Raw genomic sequence first — 18,419 nt, forward strand, 5'->3', positions numbered from 1 at the left:
ATGCAAAAGAAAACGGTCAATGGCGCTCCGTTGCCGGCCTACGAACAAATCAAGCGTCACGTGCTCGCGAAAATTGAAAGCGGGGCATGGAAGCCCGGCGACGTGGTGCCGTCCGAGACGGAAATGGTGAAGGAATTCGGCGTGGCGCGCATGACCGTTTCGCGGGCGCTGCGCGAATTGATGGCCGACGGCGTGCTCAATCGCGTGCGTGGCTCGGGCACCTACGTGGCGCCGCGCCAGTACGAATCCACTGTGCTGCAGATCCGCAATATCGCCGACGAAATCGCGGCACGCGGCCATCGCCACGCGGCGCGCGTGCTCGCGCTCGAACCGAGCAACGACCCCAACGCGATCGCCGCGCTGGAACTCGAGGCGGGACCGGTATTTCATTCGCGCATCGTTCACCTCGAAGAAGGCGAACCGATCCAATACGAAGATCGCTACGTGAATCCGGAGGTATTTCCCGACTATCTCGCGCAGGACTTCACGGTCGAAACACCCAATCACTATATGGTGCGGCTAGCGCCCATTCAGCGCGCCGAATTCCGTATCTACGCGCAAAAGCCCGAAGCGCGCGTGCGCCAGTATCTCGACATGGAAATCGGCGAGCCGTGCCTGCTGTTGCTGCGCCGTACGTGGGTGGGCCGGCACGTCGCGACGTCGGTGCGCCTGTGGCATCCGTCGTCGCGCTTTCATCTCGCGGGCACGGTCTGAGCCTGCATCCCCGCGCTGTCCTTCTTCCCTGAATCTCGACGGGTCCGGCGGCTTCCGCCGGGCTTCGACTCGCCTTCGCTTTTCCCTCGCTTCATGAAGCTGTCTAGTCAATGAGGCGCGCTTCGAACGGCCTCGCCCGCATTTAAACGCCAAAAATCCCGCATTTGGTTCAGGGTAATTACCTAGCCAACTTTTTTGAAAACGAGTTGTATATACAACTTGACGGCGTTAGACTAGGTCCACGTTGCAGCACCCATTGCCCGCGCCGCATCGTCGGGCGCCGCTTTCAACCTTGCCAAGCCGATTCGACACGGACGCCATGAACCATCCCAACTTCACCGATCCCCGCCTCGACCCGACCCGCACGATCCGCGCACCGCGCGGCCCGGAAAAGGTCTGCAAGACCTGGCTCGCCGAGGCCGCTTATCGCATGATCCAGAATAATCTGGATCCGGAAGTCGCCGAGCATCCGCATGCGCTCGTGGTGTATGGCGGCATCGGTCGTGCCGCGCGTAACTGGGAATGTTTCGACCAGATCCTCGCGTCGCTCAAGGATCTCGAAGAAAACGAAACGCTGCTGATCCAGTCGGGCAAGCCCGTGGGCGTGTTCCGCACGCACGCCGACGCGCCGCGCGTGCTGCTCGCGAACTCGAATCTCGTGCCGCATTGGGCCACGTGGGAGCATTTCCACGAACTCGACCGCAAGGGCCTCATGATGTACGGCCAGATGACGGCGGGCAGCTGGATCTATATCGGCTCGCAGGGCATCGTGCAGGGCACTTACGAAACGTTCTATTCGGTCGCGAACCAGCATTTCAACGGCAACCCCAAGGGCCGCTGGATTCTCACGGGCGGCCTGGGCGGCATGGGCGGCGCGCAGCCGCTGGCCGCGACGATGGCGGGCTTCTCGATGATCGCGGTCGAGTGCGATGAAACGCGCATCGACTTCCGTCTGAAGACGCGTTATGTCGATCGCAAGGCGAAAACCATCGACGAAGCGCTCGCTATCGTCGAAGAAGCGAAGCAAAGCGGCAAGCCGGTTTCGGTGGGCCTGCTCGGCAACGCCGCCGACGTGTTCGCCGAATTCGTCGCGCGCGGCATCACGCCCGACTGCGTGACCGACCAGACCAGCGCGCACGATCCGATCAACGGTTATCTGCCGCAAGGCTGGACCGTCGAGCAATGGCGCGAGGCGCAGAAGGTCGCGCCGGACAGCATCGTGAAGGTCGCGAAGGCCTCGATGGCGCAACAGGTGCGCGCGATGCTCACGCTGCAGGACCGCGGTGCGGCCACCCTGGACTACGGCAACAATATTCGTCAGATGGCGCTGGAAATGGGCGTGGAAAACGCGTTCGATTTCCCCGGCTTCGTGCCCGCGTATATCCGCCCGCTGTTCTGCGAAGGCAAGGGGCCGTTCCGCTGGGTCGCGCTTTCGGGCGATCCGGAGGACATCTACAAGACGGACGCCAAGGTCAAGGAACTGATTCCCGACGATCCGCATCTGCACAACTGGCTCGACATGGCGCGCGAGCGCATCGCGTTCCAGGGGTTGCCCGCGCGCATTTGCTGGGTGGGCGTGAAGGATCGTTATCGCCTCGGTCAGGCGTTCAACGAAATGGTCAAGAACGGCGAGTTGAAGGCGCCCATCGTGATTGGCCGCGATCACCTCGACACGGGTTCGGTCGCGAGCCCGAACCGCGAAACCGAGTCGATGAAAGACGGCTCCGACGCCGTGAGCGACTGGCCGCTGCTCAACGCGCTCTTGAACACGGCGGGCGGCGCGTCGTGGGTCTCGCTCCATCACGGCGGCGGCGTGGGCATGGGCTTCTCGCAGCACTCGGGCGTGGTGATCGTTGCCGACGGCACGCAGGCCGCGCATGAACGCCTCGGCCGCGTGCTGCACAACGACCCGGCCACGGGTGTGATGCGTCATGCCGATGCCGGCTACGAACTCGCGCAGCAAACGGCGCGCGAAGCGGGCCTTAACCTGCCGATGCTCGGCCGATGAACGACGCGCACGCGGCGGTGAAAGCCACGCTCACGGTGCTGCGCGGCGCGGATCTCGTGGCGTCGCCGTGGAAGAACGGCGGCGGCGTCACGCGCGAGATCGCGGCGGGCTCGTCGACTTCGGCTGGCAGCGCGTCGCTCGATACGTTCGCGTGGCGCGTGAGCGTGGCGGACGTCGCGCAGGCCGGGCCGTTTTCGCGCTTCGCGGGCGTCGATCGCACGCTCGTGTTGCTGGAAGGCGCGGGCATGCTTTTGCACGAAGCGCGCGATGAAAGCGGTGACGCTGAAAAGACGTACGCGCTCGAAACGCCGCTCGATATCGCGCGGTTTCGCGGCGAGGCGTCCATTAGCGCGCGATTGATCGACGGCCCCACGCGCGACTTCAACCTCATGGTGCGTCGCGAGGCGGCGCGCGGTACGCTCGACGTGTGGCGCGACAACGCCACGCGCAGCGTGCAGGCGCAAACCGTGCTGCTGTATTGCGCGCAAGGCGAACAACGTATCCGCGTCGATGGCGAGCTCGAAGTGCAACTCGCCACCGGCGACACGTTGCGTATCGACGCACCCGTCGCAACGCTCGCATCGACGCTCGAAACGCGCGGCGCGGGCGCGCTGCTCGCTATCGCGCTGACGCTCATTCCAACGGATTCGCAGCGATGAAACGCACGCTTTGGCACAACCTCAATCTGTGCGCGCAGGGCGATCCGCGCGATGTCGTTGAGCACGCAACGATCGCCGTGAACGATGGCAAGATCGCGTGGCTCGGTGCATCGCAGGATCTGCCGCACGAGTACGCCGGCTGGTCGCGCGAGGATCTGCAAGGCGCGTGGGTCACGCCGGGTCTCGTCGATTGCCATACACATCTCGTCTACGGCGGCCAGCGCGCCGACGAATTCGCGCAACGTCTTGCCGGCGTGAGTTACGAGGCCATCGCGAAGCAGGGCGGCGGCATCGTTTCGACGGTACGCGCCACGCGCGCGGCAAGCGAAGACGCGTTGTTCGAGCAATCGGCGGCACGTCTCGAACCGTTGCTCGCCGAAGGCGTCACGGCCGTCGAGATCAAGTCGGGCTACGGTCTCGATCTCGCCAGCGAACGCAAGATGTTGCGCGTCGCACGGCGGCTCGGCGAGCGTTATCCCGTCACGGTGCGCACGACGTTTCTCGGCGCGCATGCGTTGCCGCCGGAATTCGCGGGCCGCGCAGACGCGTATATCGACGAAGTGTGCGAGCGCATGTTGCCCGCGCTCGCGGAAGAGGGTCTGGTCGATGCCGTGGACGTATTTTGCGAGCGCATCGGCTTCTCGCTCGCGCAGAGCGAGCGCGTGTTCGAGGCCGCCGCGAAGCGCCGTATCGACGTGAAAATGCACGCCGAACAACTCTCGAACAGCGGCGGCGCGGCGCTGGCGGCGCGCTACGGTGCCTTGTCCGCGGATCATCTGGAGTTTCTCGACGAAGCGGGTATTGCCGCAATGAAAGAGGCCGGCACGGTGGCCGTATTGTTGCCGGGCGCGTACTACTTCATTCGCGAGACGCAATTGCCGCCGCTCGATCTGCTGCGCCGCTACGAAGTGCCCATCGCCATTTCCACCGACAGCAATCCGGGCACGTCGCCCGCCACCTCGCTGCTGCTCATGATGAACATGGCGACCACGCTCTTTCGCATGACCGTGCCCGAGGTGCTGCAAGGCGTGACGCGTCACGCAGCCCGCGCATTCGGCGACGCGCGGAATCATGGCACGCTCGCCGCCGGACGTCCCGCCGATTTCGCCGTATGGTCGGTGCAATCGCTCGCGGAACTCGCTTACTGGATCGGCCGTCCGCTGTGCGCGCGCGTGGTGCGCGGCGGCGAAACCGTTTATGAACGGCGCGATCTCGCGCGTCGCGACTACGCATGAATGCCCCTATCAGAACGAATCCGGATTCAACGTCCCGTGCGCTGTTCGCGGCGCACGCCTGGTTGCCCGAAGGCTGGCGCGAAAACGTGCTGCTCGAGTGGGACGCTGCGGGCGCGCTCGTGCGCGTCACGCCCGATCTCGCCGAAGCGCCGCGTCACGTCGCCCATGCGGCGGGTCCGCTGATCCCTGGCATGCCTAATCTTCACTCGCATGCGTTTCAGCGCGCGATGGCGGGCCTCACCGAATACCGCGCGAACCCCACCGACAGTTTCTGGAGCTGGCGCGATCTCATGTATCGCTTTGCCGCGCGCATCACGCCCGACGATCTCGGCGCGATCGCGCGCTGGCTCTATGTCGAGATGCTGAAGGCGGGCTACACGTCGGTGTGCGAGTTCCATTACGTGCATCACGCGCAGGACGGCCAGCGCTATGCGAGCCCCGCCGAACTCGCGCAACGCGTGGTGGCGGCGGCGGGCGAAGCGGGCATCGGCATGACCATGCTGCCCGTGCTCTATCAGTACAGCGGCTTCGGCGCGCGCGCGCCGCGCGACGACCAACGCCGCTTCATCAACACGCCGGACCAACTGCTCGGTATCGTCGATACCTTGCGTGGCTGGCGTCCCGAGCACGGCGCGTTGCGTTACGGCGTCGCACCGCATTCGTTGCGCGCGGTCTCGCACGATTCGCTGCGTGCGCTGCTCGCCGGACTCGATGCGATGTCGCCGGGTGCGCCGGTGCATATCCATATCGCCGAGCAAACCGCCGAAGTCGACGCGTGTCTGGAAACCGAAGGCGCGCGGCCCGTGCAATGGCTGCTCGATCGATTCGACGTGAACCCGCGCTGGTGTCTCGTGCACGCCACGCACATGGATGCCGGGGAAACGGCGGCGCTCGCGCGCAGCGGCGCGATTGCGGGCCTGTGCCTCACGACCGAAGCGAATCTCGGCGACGGCATCTTCCCCTCGCACGATTATCTTGCGGCGAACGGCGCGTTCGGCGTGGGTTCGGACAGCCATATCGGCGTGGATTGGCGCGCGGAATTGCGCTTGCTCGAATACGGCCAGCGTCTGGCGCGCCGCGAGCGCAACGTGCTCGCCGGGCCGCAGCAAGCGCACGTGGCCGACCGTCTGTTCGGCGCGGCGGTGCAAGGCGGCGCGCGCGCCACGGGACGTGCGACGGGCGCATTGCAAGCCGGTGCCCGCGCCGATTTCGTCGTGCTGGACGCGCAGCATCCGAACCTGGCGGAACAACGGCCCGCCACATGGCTCTCGTCGGTTGTCTTTTGCGAACATGGCGAAACGCCCGTGCTCGACGTCTATACGGGCGGCGAGCGCGTGGTAGCGGCGCGTCGTCATCGCGACGAAGCTCGCCTCTATGCCGATTACCGCGCGGCGCTCGCCACGCTGCTGAAGGCGGCGTGACGACGCGGGTCACACACGAGACATCGAACCATGAACGACCTCTACTCACTCGAACGCGGCACTGCGCCGCTCATCATTTCGATTCCGCATCTCGGCACGCAGATTCCCGACTCTCTGCGTGCGCAATACACGGATATCGCGTTGACGGTTGCAGATACCGACTGGCATCTGGATCGCCTTTACGCGTTCGCGAAGGAGATGGGCGCGACGATCCTGGGCGCGCGTCTCTCGCGCTATGTGATCGATCTGAATCGGCCGCCCAACGACGAAAGCCTCTATCCGGGGCAAACCACGACATCGCTGTGCCCGACCGAAACGTTTCGTGGCGAGCCGCTTTATCGTGACCATCGTGCGCCCGACGCGCAGGAGAAGCAGCGTCGCGTGCAGCATTACTGGCAGCCGTATCACGACACGCTGGCCGCCGAATTGCAGCGCCTGCGTGCGTCCCACGCCAATGTGCTGTTGTGGGAGGCGCATTCGATTGCGAGCGTGTTGCCGCGCCTGTTCGACGATAAATTGCCCGATCTGAATCTCGGCACGCAGGACGGCCGCACGGCACACGCGCAGGTTCAGGCGCGCGCGGAACACGCCGCGGCGAACGGTTCGTACACTTGGGTCGCCAATGGACGCTTCAAGGGCGGCTATATCACGCGTCACTTCGGTGCGCCGCAGGACGGCATTCATGCCGTTCAGCTGGAGATGTGCCAGTCCACCTATATGAGCGAGACCGCGCCGTTCGATTACGTGCCTTCGCTCGCCAATCGCGTGCAGCCCGTGTTGCGCGAGATGGTGGGCGGTGCGCTCGAAGCGGTACAGGCGCTGAACCACGCGGCGCGCTGAATCGCGTTGCATCGTCATGGAAACGGCGCGGGATCTTGCGGTCCCGCGCCGTTTTTCATGGCCATGACAAATGCGGTGGTCAATCCACTACAAAAGCCATTCGATCGGCAGAATGGAGAAGAACCACACGCTGAGTCGTTGCTGCCATGTCGTGTTCGGTTCGGTCTCGTAACGCAGCGTTCGACCGCTGGCAACGCGGGTCCAATAGAGCGTACCGCCCGTGTCGAGATGCGCCTGCCACGCGAGTTGCGGCACCTGGGTCCAGAATGCCGTTTCGATGCGCTGCGCGAGTTCGGGGCTTTCGATCACGAGCCCGAGTTCGGTGTTGAGATTCGCCGAGCGCGGATCGAAATTGAGCGAGCCGACGAACACGCGTTGGCCATCCACGGCAAAGGTCTTGGCATGCAGGCTCGAACCGGAACTGCCGAAGGGACTCGCGCCGGTGTCCTGGCTTGCGGACGCCGTGGCGCCCGCCGCGCGGCGCAGCTCGAACAGTTCCACGCCGCCCGCGAGCAAGGCCTTGCGCCGCCGCGCGTAGCCCGAATGCACGGCGCTCACGTCGGTGGCTTCGAGTGAGTTGGTGAGGACGCGTACCGTCACGCCTTGCGCGGCGAGTTGCGTGAAATACCCGGTGCCCGTTTCGCCGGGAACGAAGTACGGCGAGACGAGATCGAGTTCGCGCGTGGGCGTGCCGAGTATGTCGCGCAATTGCGCGAGGATGAGCGATTGCGGCGGCGCCTTGCCGAGCGCTTTCGCCGGGTCGTCGCTCACGAGCCGCGTTTTGGCCCAGACGAGCGGCAGCGTGCCGTCGAGCAGGCGATTCACGTCGGTGACCTTGTCAAGCGATGCGACGTAAGCGGCTGCTGCCGGATCGAGCAGGATGGCATGTGCCGCGTCGTCGAGCGCGCGCGCCTGGTCCGTTGCAGCGGGCTTGACGATGCGCGTCACGGGCCACGCCGAGGCGCTCGCCCAATAACGGTCGAAATCGTGCGCGACGTCGGCGGCGGCGGGGCCGATCGCGAGCACGTCGAGATCGGCGAACACGATGCCGTCGGTGGCCGCGAAGTATTCGTCGCCGATATTGCGGCCGCCCAGTATCGTCGCCGTGCTGTCGGCCGTGAGCGACTTGTTGTGCATGCGATGATTGAGCCGCGAGAAGTCCGTCAGGTATCCGATGAATTTCGGGTGGCGTAACACGAACGGATTGAACAATCGCACTTCGACGTTGGGATGAGCGTCGAGCGCGGCGAGCGTACTGTCGAGCGAGGCGGGAATGCCGTTGTCGTCGAGCAGCAGCCGCACGCGCACGCCGCGCTCGGCGGCTTCGCGCAGTGCTTCCAGCAGCAAGGTGCCAGTGAGGTCGTTGCGCCAGATGTAGTACTGCACGTCTAGCGTGCGCTGCGCGCTACGCACGAGACTGACGCGCGAGGCGAACGATTCGAGCGAATCGGGCAGCGGGTCGATGCCCGTGAAGCCGGGGTGCGCCGCCATCTCCTGCGCGACGGCCTTGCCGAGCGGCGTGCTTTGCGCCTCGGCCGGGGGCAGTGCGCTGGAAGGCGTGCGCTCGCCGAGCGGCGGCAACTGGCAGGCGGCCAGCAGCAACGTACACAACATCGAGGCCAGCGATCTCGGCATGAGTCATTCGCCCGTGGTTTCGTTGCTATCGGCGCGCTTTCATTTCACGCCTAGCTTACGCGATCGGCGTAACGCATTCGTGCTGGATGTCCTGCACCGTTGCCTGCCGAATGCGCGGGGTTATCCGCGCAACATGTCTGCGATCGTTTCGTTGAGCAACGTGCGCTTGTGCGCTTTACGATGAATCATGCCGACGCTGCGCAGAAACGCGCGCCCCGGCAACGGCACGAGCCGCAGATTGGGATCGTTCTGCCAGTTGCCGCCGCGCAAGACGGGCAACACACTCACGCCCACGTCGTTGCGCACGAGCGAGACGATGGTTTCGATCGAATTGAGTTCGAGATATTCGAGCGGTTCGATGCGCAACTCACTCAATGCGTTTTCGATTACGACGCCCGTGGGCACGCGCCGGTCGAAACGGAGGAAACCGCGTTCGCGCAGAATGCGCCGTGCGTCGTCGCCGTAGGTCGCGCGGCTCGTGACGAGCATGAGCGGTTCTTCGTAAAGCGGCGTCCACGCGAGCGAGTCGTGCAATGCGCCGTCTGGCGCGCCCACGACCACCGCGAGGTCGAGATCGCCGTCTTCGACCATGCGCGCGAGTTCGTTCGAACGCGCGGAACTCAAACGCACTTCGAGTTCGGGGTGGCCGGTCTTGAGGTGCGCCACCGCGAGCGAGAGCGCGCCGATCACCGAGACGACCGCGCCGATGATGATCGAACCGCGCAGGGAGTCGCCGGCGCTCGCGGGCAATTCGTCGACGAGCGCGAGTATGCGTTCGACCTTGGCGCAAATCTCGCGGCCCTCGCGCGTGAGCGCGACCTGGCGCGCGCGCCGGTCGAAGATCTGGCGGCCGAGCGCCTCTTCGAGACTGCGCATCTGCACGCTCACGGCGGCCTGCGTGAGCGCGGTCTTTTCGGCGGCCGTGGCGAACGAGCCGGTGCGGGCCACGGCCTGCAAGGTACGCAGCATACGGAGGGTCAGCATCGCAAAAAATTTTTAAGTATCGAGAATAAAATATTAATATTTTTTTGCTTGAACCTTCAACATAATCGTTAGATCGGTTCCATTCATACGGCATTCACATGACGCGATTCAACTGGCAAAACCCGTATCCCACACCGCGCTTGCCGGTGTTCGCCCGCAATATCGTCTCCACTTCGCATCCGCTCGCCGCGCAGGCCGGGCTGCGTATGCTCTGGAAAGGCGGCAATGCCGTCGACGCCGCGCTCGCCGCGGCAGCCGCGATCACCGTGGTCGAGCCGGTGTCGAACGGCTTGGGGAGCGATTGCTTCGCGCTCGTGTGGGACGGCGCGAAACTGCACGGCCTCAATTCGTCGGGTGTGTCGCCCGCCGCGTGGAATCTCGACTATTTCAAGCGCAAATACGGCGAGGAAAACGGTCTCGCGAAACAGCCCAGGCGCGGCTGGGACTCGGTCACGGTACCGGGCGCGGTAGCCGGCTGGGAAGCGTTGCACGCGAAGTTCGGCAAGTTGCCTTTCGCGGACATTCTCGAACCGGCCATCGAGATCGCCGAGCGCGGCCACGCTGTCGCCACGATCGTGCAGCGCAAGTGGAACGCCGCCATTCCCGAGTTGAAGGATCAGCCCGGTTTTGCCGATACCTTCATGCCGCACGGCCGCGCGCCCGAAGTGAGTGAGTTGGTGCGTTTCCCCGGTCATGCGAAAACGCTGCGCATGCTCGCGGAAAAAGGGCCGCGCGATTATTACGAAGGCGAGATTGCCGAGCGCATCGCCGCGTTCTCGCGCGAATGCGGCGCGGCGCTGAGCGCCGACGACTTGCGCAACTATCGCCCGGAATGGGTCGAGCCGATCGGCAAGGATTATCGCGGCTATACGGTTCACGAAATTCCGCCCAATGGGCAAGGCATTGCGGCACTGATCGCACTCGGCATTCTCGAACAATTCGATCTGGCTTCGCTCAAGCGCGATTCGGTGGAGTCGCAGCATTTGCAGATCGAGGCCATGAAGCTCGCGTTCGCGGATGTCTATCGCTACGTGGCCGATCCGCGTTCGATGGAAGTGACGCCCGAGCAAATGCTCGATAGCGCCTATCTGAAGTCGCGCGCCAAACTCATCGACCCGAAGCGCGCCACGCATTTCGACTTCGGCATGCCGCGCACGGGCGGCACGATCTATCTCTCGGCCGTCGACGAGAACGGCATGATGGTGAGCTTCATCCAGTCGAACTACATGGGCTTCGGTTCGGGCGTGGTGGTGCCGGGTACCGGTATCGCGCTGCAGAATCGCGGCTGCGGTTTTTCGATGGACCCGAAGTCGCCGAACGTGGTGGAGGGCGGCAAGCGGCCGTTCCACACCATCATTCCCGCGTTCCTCACGCAGCAGGTGGAGGGCCGGCAGGAAGCCGTGATGAGTTTCGGCGTGATGGGCGGCGACATGCAACCGCAAGGGCACCTGCAGTCGGTCGTGCGCATGCTCGACTACGGCCAGCAGCCGCAAGCCGCTTGCGACGCGCCGCGCTGGAAGGTGAACCGCGACTTCACGCTCGACATCGAGTCGACGTTCGACCCGCAATGTTCGCAGGCGTTGCAGGCGCTCGGCCACGAGATCAAGGGCATCGACGACCCGTATATGGATTTCGGCTCGGGTCAGTTCATCTGGAAGCTCGATCGCAACGACCCGGATCGCGGCTACGTGGCGGCCAGCGACACGCGGCGTGACGGTTTGGCGGCCGGGTTTTAAAGCCGCTTTAAAGCCGCTCTTTGAAGCGGCTTTAAAAGCGCTTTGAAAAGGGCGCCGCGCGTTGATAAAACGCGCGGCATTCCACGCGATTCGATTAGCAGATCAAAATAATAGAAGGTGACAGGTATGGAGAACGGATCGTCGGGCGCGAGCGCGCCACTCAGTCGCGGCATGGTGCGCCGTATCGTGTTTTCGTCGTCGATCGGCAATGCGCTCGAATGGTTCGACTTTCTCGTGTACGGCTATTTCGCGCCCATCATCGCGAAACAGTTCTTTCCCGTGCACGACGAATGGCTCTCCACCTTGCTTGCCGTGGGCACGTTCGGCATTTCCTTTTTGATGCGCCCGCTGGGTGCGATCGTGCTCGGTATTTACGGTGACCGCAAAGGGCGCAAGGCGGCGCTCACGCTCGCCATCGCCTTGATGATGCTGGGCACGCTCGCCATGGCCGTGATGCCGCCGTACGCCTCCATCGGGCTGGCCGCGCCCTTGCTGATCTTGCTCGCGCGTCTCGTGCAAGGCTTTGCGGTGGGCGGCGAATTCGGCAGCGCAACGGCGTTCATGGTCGAGCATAGCCCCGCAAAGCGCGGTTATTACGCGAGCTGGCAATTCGCGAGTCAGGGTGCAGCGGCCATTCTCGCGGCTGCGTTCGGCTCGGTGCTCGCGTGGTGGCTGCCGCCCGAGCAACTGCAATCGTGGGGCTGGCGCGTGCCGTTCTTCTTCGGGCTCGTGCTCGGCCCAGTGGGTTGGTATATTCGCTCGCATCTCGACGAAACGCCGGAATTCGTCGCCAATCAAAAAGCGGATGCGGAATCGGTGGTGGTGGAAGCACGGCCGCGTTTGACGCAGCAATGGGTGAATTTGCTGCTGGCCGTGGGTATCGTCGCGCAATCCACGGTGGGCGTGTATATCCTTCAGCTTTATATGCCGATGTATGCGGTCAAGCAATTGCATATGGCGGCGGCCACCTCGTTCGGCGTGGTCGTGCTCAACGGCGGTTTGCAATTCCTGCTTTCGCCCGTAATGGGCGCGCTCTCCGATCGCATCGGGCGCGTGCGCATCATGCTGACCACGTCCATTCTGCTGGCCACGCTCACGTATCCGATGTTCTCGATGTTGCAGCGTCATCCCACGCTGGGCTGGCTGCTCGTGCTGCAAGGTGCGGCCGGCATTTTCAAGGCCGCGTATTCGGGTCCGATGCCCGCGCTGATGTCGGAGATCTTTCCGGTCCACGTGCGCTCGGCCGGCTTGTCGATCGCGTATAGCCTGGGCGTGACGCTCTTCGGCGGCTTCGCGCCGACCATTGCGGAGTTGCTGATTCATGCCACTGGCGACACGCTCGCTCCCGCTTATTACGTTTCGCTTGCGGCAGTCGTTTCGGGCGTATCGCTCGCGATCGTCGGCTGGCGCACGATGCGGCAAGCTACGCCGCGCGCGCGTCTCGCGAGTTGAGCCGAAGCGGCATTCGAGCCCTTTAAACGCGGCGTAAACCGGACGCAAGCGGACGCAAGCAGGGCGCAAGCGCGCCTTGCCCGTGAGTGTGCGACCTTCGCTGAAGCCGTTTCCCGTTGATGATATATTCGGCATCCTCACCGCTGGTCGGCATTGAGTCCGGCATTGAGTCAATTGGCGGTTCGGGAATTACGTTTTGTCAGGTTTCGGGAGAGTCAGAATGGCAGTCGAATACCGTGGCTTTCGAGTCACTGTCGATGCAAAAGCAGACGCAACGGATACGCAGTGGCAATGCCGCGCGGAGCTGCAAGGAATCGAAGCGCAAACGCAACAGGCCACGCTGCCTGCTGTCGTGCTCGAGATTCCCAAGCTGAAGATCGATGTGTTGATGGCACTGAGCGTGGTCGAGCAATCGGCTAAGCAATCCATCGACGAATGGCACGCGAAGCAACCCGCGGTGGCCTGAGCGTTATCGCGCGAGCAACCGCTCCGGTTGCCGCGCTTCAGTCTGTCCGGTGGTCTACCGCTTCACGGATTCCGCTTGAATCAGTCTGCTTGAATCAGTCCGCTTGCATCGTCTCGCCCTGACGCGGCATCACCCCATTGCGCGGTTCGCCCGCCTGAAACGCCGCGATATTCTCCACGAGTTGATCCGCGAGCGCCTGCATGGCCTCGTCGCTCGCCCATGCCACGTGGGGCGTGAGAATGAACGCCGGATGATCGAGAATCGCCTGAAACGGGTGATCGGCCGGCATCGGCTCTTCTGTTGCCACATCGAATCCCGCGCCTGAAATCGCACCGCTTCGCAGCGCGTCCACCAGCGCGGTTTCATCGACGAGCCCGCCGCGCGACGTATTGATGAGCAAGGGCCGGCGCTGCATCTGCGCGAATGCCTGCGCGTCGATCAGGTTGCGCGTTTGCGCGTTGAGCGGGCAATGCAGCGAGACGATGTCGCTTTGCGCAAGCAGCGTGGCCAGCGGTACATAGCCCGCCGGCGTGTCGTTGTGCGAAGCGCGCGCCGCATACAGCACGCGCAGTCCCAGCGCCTGCGCCATGTGCGCGACGGCGCCGCCCAGCGCGCCGTTGCCGATAATGCCGATGGTCGAACCGGCCAGGTTGCGGATCGGAAAATCGAAGAAACAGAACTGACCCGATTCGAGCCAGCGGCCCGCGCGCACGGCGTCGCGATACGCGAGCAGGCTGCGGCGCAGGGCGAAAATCAAGGCGAACGTATGTTCCGGCACGGTGTTGCCGGCGTAGTCGCGCACGTTGCTCACGACAATGCCGCGCGCCGCGCACGCGTGCAGATCGACATGGTCCGTGCCCGTGGCGGCGACCGCGATCATGCGCACGCGCGGCGCCTCGGCGAGCGCTTCGGCCGTTATGCGCGCTTTGTTCGTGACGACGATGTCGGCATGGCGGATGCGTTCGGCCACTTCGGCGTCGGCTGTGCGCTCGAACGTGTCGAGCGTGTGTTCGAAAGGCAGCGTGCGAAGCTGCGTTTGCGGCGCGAGCGTCGCGCGATCGAGAAAAACGACGTGCATGGGCGGCAGGCTTCCTGTTTGGGAGAGTGGGACGAGGCGAGCGCATGCATTGTCGCGCGCGGCGTGCGGGCGAGAGTTGCGCTTTGGCGGAGCCGACTTTCCGATCGGGAAAATTGGCGCATTCATGACGACGATGGGAAACGCCGCGCCGGACGGGGATGGGTCGAGACTTTCCATTTGCTCAAGCCAGATTGAGCAAGCATCGATTATCAAGCGCGGCGAACGCGCTCATCATGGCGGTCATGACGGCAATCCGCCCAAGCCGAAGCTAGCCAGCGACACGTTCAGGAGACAGCCATGCCACGACCGCTCGAAGGAATTCGCGTACTCGAACTCGGACAGCTCATTGCGGGACCGTTCGCGGGCCGCATGCTCGCCGAGTTCGGCGCGAGCGTCATCAAGGTGGAACCGCCCGGCGTGGGCGATCCGCTGCGCAAATGGCGTCTGCTGCACGAAGGCACGTCGGTCTGGTGGGCCGCGCAATCGCGCAACAAGCAGTCGCTCACGCTCGACTTGCGCACGCCCGAAGGCCAGGACGTGATCCGCCGTCTCGTATCGGAAACCGACGTGCTGATCGAAAATTTCCGCCCCGGTACGCTCGAAGGCTGGGGGCTCGGCTGGGACGAACTCAGCGCGATCAATCCGGGGCTCATCATGCTGCGCGTCTCGGGGTACGGGCAGACGGGGCCGTATCGCGACCGGCCCGGCTTTGGCGTGGTTGCCGAGGCGATGGGCGGCCTGCGCCACCTGAGCGGCGAGCCGGACCGTACGCCGGTGCGCGTGGGCATTTCGATCGGCGATTCGCTTTCGGCGCTGCATGGCGTGATCGGCATTCTGCTGGCGCTGCGCCATCGCGAACAGCAGGGCGGCCAGGGCCAGGTCGTGGACGTCGCGCTCTACGAGTCCGTGTTCAACATGATGGAAAGCCTGCTGCCCGAGTACTCGGTGTTCGGCACGGTGCGCCAGCCCGCGGGCAGCAGTTTGCCCGGCATCGCGCCGAGCAACGCGTACCGTTGCCGCGACGGCAAATACGCGCTCATCGCGGGCAACGGCGACAGTATCTTCCGCCGCCTGATGGACCTGATCGGCCGCGCCGATCTCGCCAACGATCCCGCGCTCGCGCAGAACGACGGACGCGTCGCGCAGGTCGCGCGCATTGACGCGGCGATCGGCGAATGGACCGCGCGCCAGCCGCTCGACGACGTGCTCGCCGCGCTCAACGAAGCGCGCATTCCAGCGGGGCGCATTTACGACGTGGCCGATATCGCCACCGACCCGCATTACCACGCCCGCGAGATGATCGTCGACGACGCGTTGCCCGACGGTACGCGCGTGCAGGTGCCGGGCGTGGTGCCGAAACTCTGCGCGACGCCGGGCACCATCGAGCACAGCGCACCCGCACTTGGCGAGCACACCGACGCCGTGCTCGAATCGATCGGCGTGGATGCCGCCACGCGTGAAGCCTGGCGCGGCCGTGGCGTGATCTGAACCTGAGAGCGGGAAGCCGCGGCAAATGCAATCGACGGACCCAATCGACCAGCGTAACGACCAGCGCAATCGACAAACAAAATCGGGAAACGAAATGACGACGATCGGAAATCGGGAAAAAAAGCGCTTGTACCTCAACGAAGTGGCGACACGCGACGGCTTCCAGAACGAAGCCGCTTTTATCGACACCGACGACAAGATCGCGCTGATCGACCGGCTCAGTGCATGCGGTTACGCGAAGATCGAAGTGACATCGTTCACCTCGCCGAAAGCGATTCCTGCACTGCGCGACGCGGAAGCGGTCATGCACGATATTGCACGTGCGCCGGGCGTCGTCTACACCGTGCTGGTGCCCAACGTGCGCGGTGCAGAACGTGCACTATCGTGCAATGTCGATGAAGTGAATCTCGTGATGTCGGTGAGCGAAAGCCACAATCGCGCGAACCTGCGCATGACGCGCGAGCAGTCGTTCGCCCAGTTGCGCGACGTGATCGACACGGTGCGTGGCACCGGCGTGGCGATCAACGTGTCGCTCTCCACGGCGATGGGTTGCCCGATGGAAGGCGACGTACCGCTCGACACCGTGCTCGGCTGGATGGAGCGCTTCGCGGCGCTGGGTGTGCAAGGCGTGACGCTCTGCGATACCACCGGCATGGCGCATCCGGCGCAAGTGCGTGAGTTGTGCAAACGCGCCTCGCAGGCATTCGGCGCGCTCGAACTCACGCTGCACTTCCACAACACGCGCGGCATGGCGCTCGCGAACACGCTCGCGGCGCTCGAGGCGGGCATCGTGCGTTTCGACGCTTCGCTCGGCGGCCTCGGCGGTTGTCCGTATGCGCCGGGCGCGACGGGCAACGTGTGCACGGAAGAACTCGTGCATATGCTCGAACTCGACGGCTACGACACGGGCGTCGATCTCGCCGCCGTGCTCGACGCGGCCGCGCGTCTGCCGGGCCTGATCGGTCACGACGTGCCGAGCCAGATCCTCAAGGCGGGGCGCCGTCTCGACCTGCACGCGATGCCCGCACACGCGCAAGGCGTACCTGCCGAACGGACGCTTTCATGACCGCAAAGGAATCCAGCATGACCTTGATCGACCACCTCGACCACCTGGTGCTGACCTGCGTGGACCCCGAGGCCACGAAGCACTTCTATACCGAAGTCCTGCAGATGCAACTGGAGCATTTCGGCGCCGGGCGCCTCGCGTTTCGCTTCGGCAACCAGAAGATCAATCTGCATGTGCGCGGCGCCGAGTTCGAGCCGAAGGCGCACGTGCCCGTGCCCGGCGCGCTCGATCTGTGCTTTATCGCGGCGGTGCCGCTACAGGCGGTGATCGCGCATCTGGAAGCGATGCAATGGCCCATCGTGGAAGGGCCGGTGGAGCGCACGGGCGCGACGCAGAAGCTTCGCTCGGTTTATGTGCGCGACCCCGATCTCAATCTCATCGAAATTTCCGAACCAATCTGATCCGGCCTGATCCAGCGTTTCGCATCGGCAACCCGCGCGAATGAGCGCGTTTCCGATGCGAATGCCGCGCGCTTTGTCGCGGCATCGGGGGGCGCCGGCGCCGCGGCGAACCAGCCGGACAAGGGTCCGGAATCGCGGGCGTGCAGCGATGCACGCCCGTTTCTCATTGGCGCCGCCCGATCTTTTCTTCGCATCGCAGCATGCGTTCGCCCGAAGGCGGCCTTTCGCGTCGGCGCGCGATGCCGCACAATCGGGGCTCGCGCTGCTTCGGCTTCGTGCCTTTTCATCATGGTCAATCCTCTTCATTTCGATCTGCAGTCGCTGCGCGTGTTTCTGCTCGTTGCCGAGCACGGCAGTCTCACCAAGGCTGCGGAACACGGTCAGCTCACGCTCTCCGCGGTGAGCAAGCGCATTGCCGAACTCGAAAGCGTCACCGACTGTGCGCTCTTTTTGCGGCGCGCGCGCGGCGTCGAACTCACGCCGGCGGGCCACGCCTTGCTCGAACACGCCACGCGCGTGGTCGATCAGGTGAACCGCATGGCCAACGAAATGAGCGACTACGCGGCGGGCGTGCGCGGGCACGTGCGCATGTGGGCGAATACGTCGTCGATCGTGCAGTTCCTGCCCGTCGACCTCGCGCGCTTTCTCAGCGAATATCCGGGCATCAAGGTGAGTCTGGAGGAACGCCTGAGTCACGAGATCGTCGAAGCCCTCGGTTCGGGCAAGGCCGATATCGGTGTCTTCGCGGACAACGTGCCCGCGCCCGGCATCGAGCGGCGTTTGTACCGGCGCGACGAACTCGTGCTATTGGTGCCGCGCACGCACCGCTTCGCGCAGCACGAGATCATGCGTTTCGCCGATACGCTCGACGAAGACTACGTGGGTCTGAGCGACGGCAGTTCGTTGCTCGCGCGTCTCACCGACGCCGCATTCGCGCTCGAACGCTCGTTGAAGCTGCGCATTCAGGCGTCGAATTTCGACGGCGTGTTTCGCATGATCGAAGCGGGGCTGGGTATCGGCATTCTGCCGCGCGAGGCCGTGAGCGACGATCGCGGCAAGGCGGGCGTCGTCAAGGTGAAACTCTCGGACGCGTGGTCGGCGCGCACACTGTGGGTGGGCGTGAAAGCGGAGAGCGCACGTAGCTCGGACATCGTCAGCCTCTTCGATTACATGTCGAATCGCGTAACCGAATGAAGAAAGGGCGGCGCCGCGTGTTGCAGCAACCGCCCCGTTTTT

At 64.3% G+C, this 18,419-nt stretch carries 16 protein-coding genes; 13 read left to right on the forward strand and 3 right to left on the reverse strand.

What is annotated here, in order from left to right; translation table 11 throughout:
• The 6 genes from hutC (at position 1) to hutG (ending at position 6,877) form a co-directional block, all read left to right on the forward strand.
• A complete protein-coding gene (gene hutC, locus FAZ98_RS14315; protein WP_158951998.1) occupies positions 1–714 on the forward strand; it encodes a histidine utilization repressor in 714 nt (237 codons plus the stop codon).
• 319 nt (positions 715–1,033) lie between these two features.
• Positions 1,034–2,722 (forward strand): urocanate hydratase, encoded by a 1,689-nt coding sequence (gene hutU, locus FAZ98_RS14320; protein WP_158951999.1) that lies wholly within the window; start codon positions 1,034–1,036, stop codon positions 2,720–2,722.
• On the forward strand, positions 2,719–3,381 hold the full coding sequence (locus FAZ98_RS14325) for a HutD/Ves family protein (protein ID WP_158952000.1): 663 nt from the start codon (positions 2,719–2,721) through the stop codon (positions 3,379–3,381). Before hutU ends, FAZ98_RS14325 begins: the two co-directional genes overlap by 4 nt.
• The gene (hutI, locus tag FAZ98_RS14330; RefSeq protein WP_158952001.1) at positions 3,378–4,616 is read left to right on the forward strand and encodes an imidazolonepropionase; all 1,239 of its coding nucleotides are present in this window, start codon (positions 3,378–3,380) and stop codon (positions 4,614–4,616) included. The genes FAZ98_RS14325 and hutI overlap by 4 nt, the downstream gene beginning before the upstream one ends.
• Positions 4,613–6,037 carry a formimidoylglutamate deiminase gene (locus tag FAZ98_RS14335; protein ID WP_158952002.1) on the forward strand — a complete coding sequence of 475 codons (1,425 nt, stop codon included), beginning with the start codon at positions 4,613–4,615 and terminating at the stop codon, positions 6,035–6,037. The genes hutI and FAZ98_RS14335 overlap by 4 nt, the downstream gene beginning before the upstream one ends.
• Positions 6,038–6,067: 30 nt before the next feature.
• A complete protein-coding gene (gene hutG / locus FAZ98_RS14340) occupies positions 6,068–6,877 on the forward strand; it encodes an N-formylglutamate deformylase (RefSeq protein WP_158952003.1) in 810 nt (269 codons plus the stop codon).
• Between the two features lie 87 nt (positions 6,878–6,964).
• Here hutG and FAZ98_RS14345 read toward each other — a convergent pair whose 3' ends face one another.
• Positions 6,965–8,512, reverse strand: coding sequence for a phospholipase D family protein (locus FAZ98_RS14345; RefSeq protein ID WP_158952004.1), 1,548 nt, complete (start codon positions 8,510–8,512; stop codon positions 6,965–6,967).
• Positions 8,513–8,632: 120 nt separating this feature from the next.
• The gene (locus tag FAZ98_RS14350) at positions 8,633–9,496 is read right to left on the reverse strand and encodes a LysR substrate-binding domain-containing protein (protein WP_158952005.1); all 864 of its coding nucleotides are present in this window, start codon (positions 9,494–9,496) and stop codon (positions 8,633–8,635) included.
• Positions 9,497–9,594: 98 nt separating this feature from the next.
• Here FAZ98_RS14350 and FAZ98_RS14355 point away from each other — a divergent pair, with 98 nt between their 5' ends.
• From FAZ98_RS14355 to FAZ98_RS14365, 3 genes are all read left to right on the forward strand, one after another.
• Positions 9,595–11,232, forward strand: coding sequence for a gamma-glutamyltransferase family protein (locus FAZ98_RS14355; RefSeq protein ID WP_158952006.1), 1,638 nt, complete (start codon positions 9,595–9,597; stop codon positions 11,230–11,232).
• A gap of 126 nt (positions 11,233–11,358) precedes the next feature.
• The gene (locus FAZ98_RS14360) at positions 11,359–12,684 is read left to right on the forward strand and encodes an MFS transporter (protein ID WP_158952007.1); all 1,326 of its coding nucleotides are present in this window, start codon (positions 11,359–11,361) and stop codon (positions 12,682–12,684) included.
• Between the two features lie 220 nt (positions 12,685–12,904).
• Positions 12,905–13,150 (forward strand): hypothetical protein, encoded by a 246-nt coding sequence (locus FAZ98_RS14365; protein WP_158952008.1) that lies wholly within the window; start codon positions 12,905–12,907, stop codon positions 13,148–13,150.
• A 94-nt stretch (positions 13,151–13,244) separates the two neighbouring features.
• Here the strand turns inward: FAZ98_RS14365 and FAZ98_RS14370 are convergent, their stop codons facing one another.
• Complete coding sequence (locus tag FAZ98_RS14370; RefSeq protein WP_158952009.1) at positions 13,245–14,228, reverse strand: D-2-hydroxyacid dehydrogenase; 984 nt, start codon at positions 14,226–14,228, stop codon at positions 13,245–13,247.
• Between the two features lie 297 nt (positions 14,229–14,525).
• Here FAZ98_RS14370 and FAZ98_RS14375 point away from each other — a divergent pair, with 297 nt between their 5' ends.
• The 4 genes from FAZ98_RS14375 to FAZ98_RS14390 all read left to right on the forward strand — a co-directional run bounded on the left by FAZ98_RS14375 (position 14,526) and on the right by FAZ98_RS14390 (position 18,377).
• The gene (locus FAZ98_RS14375; RefSeq protein ID WP_158952010.1) at positions 14,526–15,716 is read left to right on the forward strand and encodes a CaiB/BaiF CoA transferase family protein; all 1,191 of its coding nucleotides are present in this window, start codon (positions 14,526–14,528) and stop codon (positions 15,714–15,716) included.
• 94 nt (positions 15,717–15,810) lie between these two features.
• On the forward strand, positions 15,811–16,782 hold the full coding sequence (locus FAZ98_RS14380; RefSeq protein WP_158952011.1) for a hydroxymethylglutaryl-CoA lyase: 972 nt from the start codon (positions 15,811–15,813) through the stop codon (positions 16,780–16,782).
• Positions 16,783–16,799: 17 nt separating this feature from the next.
• On the forward strand, positions 16,800–17,183 hold the full coding sequence (locus tag FAZ98_RS14385) for a VOC family protein (protein ID WP_158952012.1): 384 nt from the start codon (positions 16,800–16,802) through the stop codon (positions 17,181–17,183).
• A 288-nt stretch (positions 17,184–17,471) separates the two neighbouring features.
• Positions 17,472–18,377, forward strand: coding sequence for a LysR substrate-binding domain-containing protein (locus FAZ98_RS14390; protein ID WP_158952013.1), 906 nt, complete (start codon positions 17,472–17,474; stop codon positions 18,375–18,377).
• Positions 18,378–18,419: the final 42 nt, after the last annotated feature.

The organism is Paraburkholderia acidisoli, assembly GCF_009789675.1.
In the GTDB taxonomy this organism is placed as follows: Bacteria; Pseudomonadota; Gammaproteobacteria; order Burkholderiales; family Burkholderiaceae; genus Paraburkholderia; species Paraburkholderia acidisoli.